This is a genomic window from Acidovorax sp. FG60, assembly GCF_057808995.1.
In genome coordinates, this window is record NZ_JBMDJC010000002.1 from 240,676 (window position 1) to 253,126 (window position 12,451).

Below are 12,451 nucleotides of genomic sequence, written 5' to 3' on the forward strand. Positions count from 1 at the left end.
CGTTCCATGACATTGCCCCCCAACCCCACAGCGCCCCACGACGCCGAAGAGCGCAGGCACTCCGAGGCCCTGCTCCAGCTGTGCAAACGCCTGGAACGCGCCTGGACCTTGTCCGACGTGCTCGATGCCGTCAAACCCATGGGAGAGAGTGTTTTTGACTACCGCCACGTCTGGCTGGCCCTGATTGACGAATCCTCGGGGATGCTGGACTTCCTCACACACACCACCAGTGGTGAGGAGGGTGCCCTGAGCCGCCAGCTGCAGACCATGAAAATCCCCGTGAAGGGGGATGCGCTGCTCGAAGAAATCATGCAGGCCACCCACGTCGTGGTGGTGGAAGACGCCCGCACCGACCCACGCACCAACAAGGCCGTGGTCGCCGTGCTGCACAACCGCACCATCGTCAATGTGCCGCTCATCATGGCGGACCAGCGCATGGGCGCACTGGGCATGGGCACTTATGGCGACGAGGAAGGCGTGCGGCCCCCCAAGCCCTGGCAGATCGCACTGATGCAGGCCACCGCTGGGCATCTGGCCGTGGCACTGGACCGGGTGCGGTTCATGACCGCGCGGCACGAGGCCGAAGAAGCGCTGCTGCAGCAAAAGGAGCGCCTGCAGGTCACCCTGCACTCGATCAGCGACGCCGTGGTCACCACCGACGCCACGGGGCTGGTGCAGTACCTGAACCCCGCAGCCCAGACGCTGACAGGCTGGTCGCTGTCCGCCGCCTGCGGACGCAGGCACCAGGACGTGCTGGGCCTGGCCGCCGAACCTGGCACCCAGGCTGCCCCCGACCTGGTGGGCCGCGCACTGGCGCAAGGCAGCACCCAGTTGCATTCCAAGCTGCGGTCCACACCACTGGCAGGAGCCCCCCTGCTGATGGACCTGTCCGCCTCACCACTGCTGCGCCCCGGCGGGGATGCTGACGGTGTGGTGCTGGTGTTTCGCGACGTGACCGAGGCCAGCCGGCTGAGTCGCGAAATGGAGTTCCAGGCCCTGCACGACACGCTCACGAGCCTGGGCAACCGCCGCGCGTTCGAGCACCTGCTGGCCCAGGCCTTTGCCGCCACGCGGGAGGCCTCCGACCGCCACTGCGTGTGCTACCTCGATCTGGACAACTTCAAGGTGATCAACGACACCTGCGGCCATGCGGCAGGGGACGAACTGCTGCGGCAGGTGGCGCGCCTGTTCCTGGCCCACCTGCAGCCTCAGGATCTGCTGTGCCGCCTGGGAGGCGACGAGTTCGGCATCCTGCTGTGGCAGCAGGACCTGCAACAGACTTTGAAGGTCGCAGAGCGCATGCAGCAGGAACTGGCCGCATTCCGTTTTGGTTGGCGCGACCATGTATTCAGTGTCAGTGTCAGCATCGGAGCCGTGGTGCTGGATGCCGCCACCGAAAGCGTGGGCGCCTTGCTGCAGGCGGCAGACAGCTCCTGCTACGTGGCCAAGGACAGGGGGCGCAATCGCATCCACGTCTATGCCGAGAACGACCCTGCCCTCGCGCAGCGCTATGGCGTCATGGAATGGGTCAGCCGCATCGAGCATGCGCTACAGCATGACCGGTTTGAGCTGTTTGGCCAGCCCATCACCCGCCTGGGCACACGGCAGGGCAGCCCGCCGCACGGCCTGCATTGCGAGATCCTGCTGCGCATGCGCACGGCCGAAGGCCAACGGGTCTCGCCGGGCGAATTCATGCCCGCCGTGGAGCGCTACCACCTGGCCGCGCGGGTGGACCGCTGGGTCATCAAAAAAGCCCTGGCCTGGATGGCCGAACACCAGGAGCGTGTGGAGCTGTGCTGCATCAACCTGTCGGGCCAGTCCGTGGGCGATGCCGCTTTTTTGGGCCAGGTGCTGCAGGCCATGGACCAGACCCCGGTGCGCTGCGACCGCCTGTGTTTCGAGATCACCGAAACCGCCGCCATGGGCGACCTGGCAGCGGCCAACCGTTTCATCCACGCACTGCGCGCGCGGGGCTGCCAGTTTGCGCTGGACGACTTTGGCAGCGGGTTATCGTCGTATGCCTACCTGCGCGAGCTGGCGGTGGACATGCTCAAGATCGACGGGCAGTTTGTGAAGAACATGGCCGACGACCCGGTGAGCTTCGCCATGGTGAAGTCCATCCACGAAATTGGCTGCCTGATGGGCAAGAAGACCGTGGCGGAGTTTGCCGAAAGCCAGGCCGTCGTGGACCTGCTGACCGGGCTGGGCGTGCACTTTGCCCAGGGATACGCCCTGGGCCGCCCTGCCCCGCTTGACGAGCTGCTACTGCAAACCGTGGTGCACTGACTCCCTGGTTGCCGAGCCAGCGGCGGGCGCAACGGAAGCGCTTCAGCCGCGCGGCGCGGAAGGCGATGCCGGTGTTACCGGGGCGGGAGGGGCAGCCACCAGCTCCCACTCGGCCAGTTGCTCGTTGGTCGCAATCAACCGCCCCACCAGCAGCTTGATGAAGGCCTTGTCAAAACACGACTGCAGGTCTTCGGACGCCCCGCGCAGCGCGGGGTTGCGCACCTTGAGCACCAGCACTTCGGACTCGGCCACGGCGGTGGCGGTGCGCAGCCTGTTGTCGGGGCGCAGGTAGGTCATTTCACCCAGGGTGACGCCCGCACTCAGTGTGCTGAGATTCCAGCCCTGGCGACTCACGGCCACCTGGCCCTCGATCAGGATGCAGAACGAATCGCCGGGCGTGTTTTCGCGCATCAGCACCGTGCCCCGCTCCAGCCGCCGCCAGTTGCCCAGGCGCATCAGCTCCCACAGAGCCACGTCGTGAAAGTCGGCAAAAAACGGCAGCGCGCGCAGGCGCGCAAAACGCTCGGCCTCGGTGTCTTGGGATTTTTGGCGGGGCAGACTCTGGTGGGCGGCCAGCAGCGCCCGTGCAAAATCGTCCCAGGTCGCAAAACGGTCGGAGGGCTGCTTGGCCAGGGCGCGCAGCAACACGTCGTCCACATGGGCTGGCAGCGACGCGCGCAGCAGGCTCGGTGGCGTGGGCGCCTCGTTGCTGATCTTGTAGAGCGTGGCGAAGTCGGTGTCGCCGTCAAACGGGCGGCGGCCCGTGAGCAGCTCGTACACAACAACTGCCAGCGAGAACATGTCGCTGTGGTGCGTGAGGTCGTGTTCACGCACCTGCTCGGGCGACATGTAGGACGGCGAGCCCACCAGGCCCGACAGTTGCGTGGCATCGCTGCGCAGTGACAGCGCCGCACCAAAATCGGTCAGCTTGATGTCGCCGTCTTTGGCCAGCATGAGGTTGGCGGGCTTGATGTCGCGGTGCACCAGGCCTTCGCGGCACGCGTACTCGAGCGCGTTGCAGCACTTGAAGGCAATGTCCAGCACCTGGGGCACGGGCAGCAGTGCATCCGGCGTGGCATAGGCTGACAGGGGCTGGCCATCCACATATTCCAGCACCAGGTAGGGGGGCAGCGCCTCCTCGTCCGCATCGAGCAGGCGCACGATGTTGGGGTGGCGCAGGCGGCCCGACAGCGCAGCCTCGTTGCGCAGCAGCTTGCGGTAGCGCTCGGCCTGCTCGGGTACTTTCAGCAGATGGGCATGCGTCTGCTTGATGGCCACCTTGCGCCCCCTAAAGCCGTCGAGCCCCAGAAACACGATGCCGCTCGCACCCCGGCCCAGTTCACGCTCGATGCGGTACTTGCCGATGCTGGCGGGGGGCGCCGAGGTTGCTGTGGCCATGAGGGACTCCTGGGCGGGTATTTGACAGGTCAGGCGCCTGCAAGGGCCTGCTCAAAGTCAGCGAGCAGGTCTTGTGGGTCTTCCAGGCCCACTGACAGGCGGATCATGCTGTCACCAATGTCCATGGCGGCACGCACGGCGGGGCCGGCCTCCCAGAAGATGGTGTGCGCTACCGGGATGATCAGCGTGCGCGTGTCGGCCAGCCCCGTGGCCTTGATGGGCAACTGCAGGCGGTTGCACACGGCCAGGCACTGGTCGGGGTTGCGCAGCTCGAACGACAGCAGCCATGAGCCCGCCTGGAGGAGCTTTTTGGCAAAGGCATGCTGGGGGTGCGAAGGCAGCATGGGGTACAGCACGCGCGAGACGGCCGGGTGCGCCTCCAGCCACTGCGCCAAGGCCAGGGCCGTGGCGCTGGTACGGTCCATGCGCAGCGACAGCGTTTCAGCGCCCAGCGCCAGCTGGTGCGCAGCATGGGACGACAGCGTGCCACCCATGTCGCGCAGGCCCTTTTTGCGCAGCTGCTGAAGGCCCCAGCCCTTGGGGTCGCCCTTGCGGTAGGGCGCAAAGATGTTGGGGTAGCCCGACCAGTCGTACATCCCCGTGTCGGTGATAGCGCCACCCAGCGCAGCGCCCTGCCCGCCGATGCTTTTGGTGAGCGAATTGACCACCAGGCCCGCGCCCACCGTGGCAGCGCGGAACAGATAGGGCGATGCCACGGTGTTGTCCACCACGTAAAGCACGCCACGTTGCTGGCACAGCGCTCCAATGCCTTCCAGGTCGGGGATCTGCGTGCCGGGATTGGCAATGGTTTCGACAAACACCATGCGGGTGTTGGGGCGCAGGGCAGCAGCCACTTTGGCCGCGTCGGTCACATCCACCGTGGTCACTTCAATGCCCAGGTCGGCCAACGTGCCGAACACGCTGTTGGTGTTGCCAAACACGAACTGGCTGGCCACCAGATGGTCACCTGCTTTGAGCAGGGTGAGGAACACCGCGCAAATGCCCGCCATGCCGGTGGAGAAAACGATGGAGCCGTGCCCGCGTTCCATCTGCGTGATCTTGGCCTCCAGCGCCGCCGTGGTGGGCGTGCCCTGGCGCGCATAGTTGAAGCCGCCCTTGCTCGTGCCCTGGAACACGGCGATCAGCTCTTCCATCTTCTCGTACCCGTACTGAACGGACGTATGGATCGGCTTGTGGATGGCCCCATGCTCGGCGCCGCCCAGGCGGTCGGCGTGCACGATCTGGGTGGTGAAACTGTGGTTCTGCGGTGTCGTCATAAAAATCTGCGGCTGCTTTGTTTCTACTGGTCTACGTACGAGGCGGGGCGATCACTACTGGCGCGCCCTGATGCCAGTGCACCCGTGGAACTGGCTCCGCCAGGCCACCGGGTGCGTCCCCCTCCGGGGGAAGGCGCGCAGCGCCTCAGGGGGGAGTCATCGTTCAGGTGCGATGTGCTCCGCGTAATCGTACAAGGCGCCCAGGATGTCCTGGGTACGGTCGTCATCGGCGGTTTCCGACATTTCATCGATCTCGGTGAACAGCTGCTCCACCGTGCGCGCCCCGCCCTGCCCGTCGAACAGGCAGGCGGCGCGGTGGGCCTCCCAGCGCTCTTGCTCTTCAGGCGACAGCGTTGTGGGGAAGTTGCGCGCACGGTAGCGCCACAGCAGCTCGGCCAGGCGCGGGTCATCAAAGTTCGCACGCGCCTTGGCCAGCTTGTCGCCGCTCAGGGTGCGCAGGTCGTTCAGCAGGCGCCGGTCGTTGTTGCCCACAAAACCGCCGTACAGGTCCTGGTCCACATCCTGCGCCGGCTCTTGCGGGCGGGCAAACACTGCGGGCCAGATCCCGCTCATGTCGGGCAGCGCGCGCGCCACCTCGGCGTGCTGCGCGGCCTGGGCCAGGTCGATGCCCCAGCGCTGGGCCAGCGCGGGCGTGAGCGTGTTCAGATTGCCCACCACCATGGGTGACTTGTTCAGGTGGATGGTCTTGATGGGCAGGCGCGTCACGCCCTCGGGCAACGCGTCGGCCTTGCTGAACATGCGCAGGCGGATGTCCTCCACATTGAGTGTGGCCAGCTCCCGCGGGTCGTGGGCCAGGTCCCAGGCGATCAGCTCGTTCTTGTTGGTAGGGTGGCTGGCCAGCGGCCACATCACGGCCAGGCAACCGCGCTCGGTGGGGAACATGCCGGACACATGCAGAAACGGCCGCGCCGTGCTGGTGGTGGCGGGCAGGCGCAGCTCGGCGGCCACGCGGTCTTTCTTGTGCAGGCTCAGTGCAAAGTCAAACAGCTTGGTGTTGTGCTGGCGGATCAGCCGCGCCAGCGCAATGGTGGCGCGCACGTCTGACAGCGCATCGTGCGCCGCGTCGTGCTGCAGGCCATTGGCCTTGGAGAGGTGTTCCAGCTTGAAGCTGGGGGTCACGCCGTCTTCTTTCTTTGGCCAGGTGATGCCATCCGGCCGCAGCGCATAGGTCATGCGCACCACGTCCAGCAGGTCCCAGCGGCCGCACTGGTTTTGCCACTCGCGCGCATACGGGTCGATGAGGTTGCGCCAGAACATGAAGCGCGTGATCTCGTCGTCAAACCGGATGGTGTTGTAGCCCACGCCTATCGTGCCGGGCTGCGCAAATTCGGACTCAATACGCGCAGCGAACGTGTGCTCGGGCACGCCCTTTTCCAGGCACAGCTGCGGCGTGATGCCGGTGATGAGGCACGACACCGGGTCGGGCAAGTAGTCGTTGGCAGGCTGGCAATAGAACATCAGCGGCTCGCCGATTTCGTTCAGCTCCGCGTCCGTGCGGATGGCGGCGAACTGCGCAGGCCGATCGCGGCGCGTGTTGGCACCAAAGGTTTCGTAGTCGTGCCAGAGGAAGGTGTGGGGGGCCATGGTCGATGGGCAAACAGGGGGCGACAGAAGAACAGGGCGAGGGATACCGTGAACTGTAACCTGATTTACAAGCTTTTTAGGCCCCTAGCGTATACTGATAAAGCGCTAGCAGCTATAAAATATATAGCAAATACGAATACCTCATCGGATGCCGCCTCACGCCGTGATACACCTGCAGCGCAGCACCGCCGCTGCAGCGCGGGACAATGGCGCATGCAAAGCACCCACCCAGCCAATCCCTCCGTTTCGCGGCTCCGCCCTTCCCTTTTGTCCTCTTGGTCCCCACGTTCCCTCGCAGCATGTTGGGCAGCCCTGGCTCTGGCGGGCTGCGCCGCAGCGCCCCTCCATCGCCCGGACGCGGTGAAAACACCGCCGCCAGCCAGCGCCCCCCCTGCCACCACCAGCACACCGGCCCAAGATGCCGCAGCATCTACCGGCAGCCCCACCGCTGGCGTGGACCATGCGGCAGGCTTTGCCGCATGGCGCGACGCGTTTTCGGCGCAGGCCTTGCAGGCGGGCATCCAGCCCCGCACGGTGCGCGAAGTGCTGGGCCAGGCGCAATGGCAGCCACGTGTGGTGGAGCTTGACCGGGCACAGCCTGAATTCACGCGCACACCCTGGGCCTACCTTGACAGTGCGGTCTCGCCGCAGCGCATTGCCCAAGGCCAGGCCAAGCTGGCCGAACACAGCGCCACGCTAGAAGCCGCTGCCGCCCGCTATGGCGTGCCTGCCACCGTGATCACCGCCATCTGGGGCATGGAGAGCAACTACGGCAGCAATTTCGGGACGTTCCGCACCGTGGACGCGCTGTCCACGCTGGCCTATGAAGGCCGCCGCCGCGCCTGGGCCCAGGCCGAACTGTTGTCCGCGCTGCGCATCGTGGACCAGGGCGACATCGCAGCAGACCGCATGCTCGGCTCCTGGGCCGGCGCCATGGGGCACACGCAGTTCCTGCCCTCGGTGTTTCTGGCCTACGCCGTGGATGCCGATGGCGATGGCCACCGCGACATCTGGGGCAGCATCCCGGACGTGACGGCGTCTACCGCGCATTTCCTGGCGCGTTCGGGCTGGCAGGCGGGCGAACCCTGGGGGGTGGAGGTGCAGTTGCCCGCGTCTTTCGACCACGCCCGCGCAGACCCTTCCGTACGGCAGACCACAGCCCAGTGGGACGCTGAAGGTGTGCGCGGCATCGACGGGCAGGCATTGCCCACCCTGGCCTCCGCGTCCATCGTCACGCCCGCAGGTGCCCGAGGCCCGGCCTTTCTGGTAGGGGGCAATTTCCGGGTCATCCTGCGCTACAACAACTCGGTCAACTACGCGCTGGGGGTGGCGCTGCTGGCGCGCCAGATTGGCGGTGGCGGGCCCGTGGTTGCCGCCTGGCCGCGCGACCTTGCACCCCTTTCACGCCAGCAATTGCAGGAGCTACAAGAGGCGCTCAACCGCAAGGGATTTGCCGCGGGCACCCCGGACGGCGTGATGGGCCCCGCCACCCGCACGGGGCTGCGAGGCTACCAGCGCAGCATCGGCGTTGTGGCGGACGGCTATCCCACCGTGGAACTGCTGGAGCGGCTTACGGCGCGCCAGTAGACAGAGCCCCAAGGCCTGCCCAACTGGCCGCCCCACGGAGTCATGGCGTCACCAGCCCGTCCATGCGCACGACCTCGAAGTCGCGGCCCAGCACCTGGCGCAGTTCAGACTTCAGGCGATCGTTGTTCCAGCGTTCGTCCGGCGCCCCGCTCAGGAACCAGTTGGAGCCGTTGTCGGCCACCATCATCCCGTGGGTCTTGAGGGCGGTGAGGATAGCCTGCGCTTCAGCAGAGAAGCCCGGCGGGATCGCATAGCCCGCCTTCAGGCGCACGCGCATGCCCATGGGGGGAAGGTTGGGGCTGGTATTGCTCGATGCCCAGTGGGTCGCGGGCGGCACGTAGGCACGGCGGGTCTGGCTGACGGTAAAGCGCAGCGCGTGGCGGATGCCACCGGCGCCCAGCGACGCCTCGTCGTACCGCACCAGGCCCGGAAAGATCGGCAGGCCCGCTGCGTCCGCGCTGGTCCATCGCGGCCTGGCGGTGGGACGCACGTTGTTGCTGTCCAGGTGAAAGACAGCACCACCCGACGCACGCCAGCTGCCGTCGGACTGCGGGTAGCTGTTGCCGGTTTCATACAAGCGGTTGTTGTCGCGGTCGATCACGATCACGTGGCGGTCACCCGCGCTGGAAGGACCGCCTTCAATAGGCGCGTTGGGCGGAATCGGGTACGGGCCTGCATCACTCTCGTCGCCGTAGTCGGTGAACTGCACCGCCACACGCGGCTGGTTACCTGCCACCACCACATAGGGAATGCCGATAGGCGCGCCTTCCCACAGGCCCGCGCCGAAATCCGGGAACAAACCCCGGGTGAGGCCAATGCTGGCGATGAGGTTGTCAGAGTTGGGATCGATGGGGAGCCCACTGATATCCGCGTTCCAGTCATTGTCGGCAGGGAACGGCTGTGCGCCATTGAGCGGCGCGCCCACACCCAGGGTTGCGCCGCGCACATCGCCATACACATGGCCCCCGAGGGGCGGAGCTGGCGCTGGCGCGCCTGGCGCCGGGGAGCCCGGAGGCGGCGAAACCGGCGCCGCATCACCCCCGCCGCCGCCACAAGCTGCCACCAGTGCACCAAAACTGGCAATGGCAAGGCACCGGCTGATCGCGCCCAGACGCCGCTTGCGAGAGGAGGCACCGGGAAACATCGGGACGGATGGTGTGGGTGTCATGGTCATGGTCATGGGGGGCGTCTCCTCAGTCAGCGCGCAGTATGCCGCCCCAAAGGTGCTGGTTCGCCACGGAACTGTGCGAAAACGTTTCAATGATTTTGGGGCACCGGACGGCGTTCGCGCACACCAGTTCGCTGATCCAGCTCGTCAAAGACTGCCTTTGCAGACTTCGCCGCCACCACGCTGTTGACACTGCACTACGGACAAAAAAAAGCCAGCCATCGCAATGATGGCTGGCGTCTGGAGAGTGCCGGTACGTGTCGGCAAAGCGCCAGTGGAGCCAGTGCCCATCAGTCCGCCGTGGCTTCCTCGGGCTCGGCGGGCTCGGACTTGGCCGAGCGTTCCTTCTTGGCCAGCGGCTGGATGTCCAGCAGCACCTCGGAGGTTTCCACGCCCTTGTCGTCGGTCTTCACCTCGATATCGACCGTCAGACGCCCACCGTCCGTCAGGCGACCGAAGAGCAGCTCGTCGGCCAGCGCGCGGCGGATGGTGTCCTGGATCAGACGCTGCATCGGGCGGGCGCCCATGAGCGGATCGAAACCCTTCTTGGCCAAGTGCTTGCGCAGCGTATCGGTAAAGGTAACCTCCACCTTCTTCTCGGCCAGTTGCGTCTCCAGCTGCAGCAGGAACTTGTCCACCACGCGCAGGATGATCTGCTCGTCGAGCGCCTTGAAGTTGACGATGGCATCCAGCCGGTTGCGGAACTCGGGCGTGAAGAGGCGCTTGATGTCGCCCATTTCGTCGCCCGCCTGGCGCGGGTTGGTGAAGCCAATCGTCGCCTTGTTCATGGTCTCGGCGCCGGCATTCGTCGTCATGATGATCAGGACGTTGCGGAAGTCAGCCTTGCGCCCGTTGTTGTCGGTCAGCGTGCCATGGTCCATCACCTGCAGCAGCACGTTGAAGATGTCCGGGTGCGCCTTCTCGATTTCGTCGAGCAGCAGCACAGCGTGCGGCTTCTTGGTGATGGCTTCGGTCAACAGGCCACCCTGGTCGAACCCGACATAGCCCGGAGGCGCACCAATCAGGCGGCTGACCGCATGGCGCTCCATGTACTCCGACATGTCGAAGCGCAAGAGCTCGATGCCCATGATGTAGGCCAGCTGCTTGGCCGCCTCGGTCTTGCCCACGCCTGTGGGGCCGCTGAACAGGAACGAGCCGATGGGCTTGTCGCCCTTGCCCAGTCCGGACCGCGCCATCTTGACCGCGCTGGCCAGCACTTCCAGGGCCTTGTCCTGGCCGAACACCACACTCTTCAGGTCGCGTTCCAGCGTCTGGAGCTTGCCACGGTCGTCATTGGACACATTCGCAGGCGGAATACGCGCAATCTTGGCCACGATCTCTTCGATCTCGGCCTTGCCGATGGTCTTCTTGCGCTTGCTCGGCACCATGATGCGCTGTGCAGCACCGGCTTCGTCAATGACGTCAATCGCCTTGTCAGGCAGATGGCGGTCATTGATGTACTTGGCGCTCAGCTCGGCTGCAGCCTGCAGGGCGGCCGCCGCGTACTTCACGCTGTGGTGCTCTTCAAAGCGCGACTTCAGGCCCTTGAGGATGTCGATGGTTTCGGCCACGCTGGGCTCCACCACGTCCACCTTCTGGAAACGGCGCGACAGCGCTGCATCTTTTTCGAAGATGCCACGGTATTCCGTGAAGGTCGTTGCACCAATGCACTTGAGCTGGCCGCTGGAAAGCGCGGGCTTGAGCAGGTTGGAGGCATCCAGCGTGCCGCCCGACGCGGCACCCGCACCGATCAGCGTATGGATCTCGTCGATGAACAAAATCGCATTGGGCTTGTCCTTCAGCGACTTGAGAACGCCCTTGAGGCGCTGCTCAAAATCACCCCGGTACTTGGTGCCTGCCAGCAATGCGCCCATGTCTAGCGAGTACACCGTGGCCTCGGCCAGGATTTCAGGCACATCGTTCTGGGTAATCCGCCAGGCCAGGCCCTCGGCAATCGCTGTCTTGCCCACGCCAGCTTCACCCACCAGCAGTGGGTTGTTCTTGCGGCGGCGGCACAGGATCTGGATCGTGCGCTCCACCTCGTAGTGGCGCCCGATCAGCGGATCGATCTTGCCGTCTTTGGCGGCCTGGTTCAAGTTCTGGGTGAACTGTTCCAGCGGCGAGGCTTTTTCGTTGCGCTCAGAAGAACCACCCTCTTCGCCTTCCGCCTGGTTGTCCGGCTTGGCAGGCTCTGGGGGTTCGCCCTTCTTGATACCGTGGGCAATGAAATTGACCACGTCCAGGCGCGTCACGCCCTGCTGGTGCAGGTAGTACACGGCATGCGAATCCTTCTCGCCAAAGATGGCCACGAGCACGTTGGCACCCGTGACTTCCTTCTTGCCATTGCCCGTGGATTGCACGTGCATGATGGCGCGCTGGATCACACGCTGGAATCCCAGCGTGGGCTGCGTGTCCACCTCATCGGTGCCAGCCACCTGGGGCGTGTTGTCTTTGATGAAGTTCGCCAGCGATGAGCGCAAATCATCGATATTGGCCGAACATGCGCGCAGCACCTCCGCTGCGCTGGGGTTATCGAGCAGTGCAAGCAACAGATGCTCCACGGTGATGAACTCGTGGCGCTGCTGACGGGCCTCAACAAAGGCCATGTGCAAGCTGACTTCCAGTTCCTGGGCAATCATGTGAACTCCTTTGTGCTTGCGTGGAAGGGATAACTGTAGATCGGGATCAAAAACCTGTTATTCAACAGGTTCACTGACACATTGGAGTGGGTGGCCCGCCTTGAGGGCGGCGTCAAGCACTTGTTCCACCTTGGTGGCAGCCACATCGCGGGAATAAACACCGCAGACGCCTTTGCCATCGAGATGGATCTTCAACATGATCTGGGTGGCTTGTTCACGGTCCTTGCTGAAAAACTCCTGCAAAACCACGATGACGAACTCCATGGGGGTGTAGTCGTCATTGAGCATGACCACCTGGTACATCTGCGGCGGCTGGGTCTTCTGGGTGCGTCTTTCGAGCACGACCGAACCGCCATCATCCCGCGCGGGCCGGGTCACGGGCAGCGCGGTGGGGGGTGAAGGTGGTTTTGTTGCCATGAAAATCATTCTAGCGATCCGCGCGGCATGCTGCCGTGAGAGAAATCTGACGTTGATCCGGTTTTTTTCAAGCT

At 64.9% G+C, this 12,451-nt stretch carries 8 protein-coding genes; 2 read left to right on the forward strand and 6 right to left on the reverse strand.

Features of this window, described 5'->3' with window-relative positions; translation table 11 throughout:
* The first annotated feature begins 6 nt into the window (after positions 1–6).
* The gene (locus tag ACODS0_RS03915; RefSeq protein WP_488832953.1) at positions 7–2,286 is read left to right on the forward strand and encodes an EAL domain-containing protein; all 2,280 of its coding nucleotides are present in this window, start codon (positions 7–9) and stop codon (positions 2,284–2,286) included.
* A 42-nt stretch (positions 2,287–2,328) separates the two neighbouring features.
* Here the strand turns inward: ACODS0_RS03915 and ACODS0_RS03920 are convergent, their stop codons facing one another.
* The 3 genes from ACODS0_RS03920 to sbcB all read right to left on the reverse strand — a co-directional run bounded on the left by ACODS0_RS03920 (position 2,329) and on the right by sbcB (position 6,566).
* Positions 2,329–3,684, reverse strand: coding sequence for a protein kinase domain-containing protein (locus ACODS0_RS03920; protein ID WP_121420335.1), 1,356 nt, complete (start codon positions 3,682–3,684; stop codon positions 2,329–2,331).
* Positions 3,685–3,713: 29 nt separating this feature from the next.
* Entirely contained in the window at positions 3,714–4,961 is a 1,248-nt protein-coding gene (locus ACODS0_RS03925; RefSeq protein WP_488832956.1) for a cystathionine gamma-synthase family protein, read from the reverse strand.
* 156 nt (positions 4,962–5,117) lie between these two features.
* A complete protein-coding gene (sbcB, locus tag ACODS0_RS03930; RefSeq protein WP_488832958.1) occupies positions 5,118–6,566 on the reverse strand; it encodes an exodeoxyribonuclease I in 1,449 nt (482 codons plus the stop codon).
* Positions 6,567–6,779: 213 nt separating this feature from the next.
* On the opposite strand from sbcB, the gene ACODS0_RS03935 reads away from it, so the two are divergent.
* Positions 6,780–8,153, forward strand: coding sequence for a lytic murein transglycosylase (locus tag ACODS0_RS03935; protein WP_488832961.1), 1,374 nt, complete (start codon positions 6,780–6,782; stop codon positions 8,151–8,153).
* Between the two features lie 40 nt (positions 8,154–8,193).
* Here the strand turns inward: ACODS0_RS03935 and ACODS0_RS03940 are convergent, their stop codons facing one another.
* The 3 genes from ACODS0_RS03940 to clpS form a co-directional block, all read right to left on the reverse strand.
* Positions 8,194–9,333 (reverse strand): hypothetical protein, encoded by a 1,140-nt coding sequence (locus tag ACODS0_RS03940; protein ID WP_488832963.1) that lies wholly within the window; start codon positions 9,331–9,333, stop codon positions 8,194–8,196.
* Positions 9,334–9,611: 278 nt separating this feature from the next.
* Positions 9,612–11,960, reverse strand: coding sequence for an ATP-dependent Clp protease ATP-binding subunit ClpA (clpA, locus tag ACODS0_RS03945; protein WP_055396695.1), 2,349 nt, complete (start codon positions 11,958–11,960; stop codon positions 9,612–9,614).
* Positions 11,961–12,017: 57 nt separating this feature from the next.
* The gene (gene clpS / locus ACODS0_RS03950) at positions 12,018–12,386 is read right to left on the reverse strand and encodes an ATP-dependent Clp protease adapter ClpS (RefSeq protein WP_055396693.1); all 369 of its coding nucleotides are present in this window, start codon (positions 12,384–12,386) and stop codon (positions 12,018–12,020) included.
* Positions 12,387–12,451: the final 65 nt, after the last annotated feature.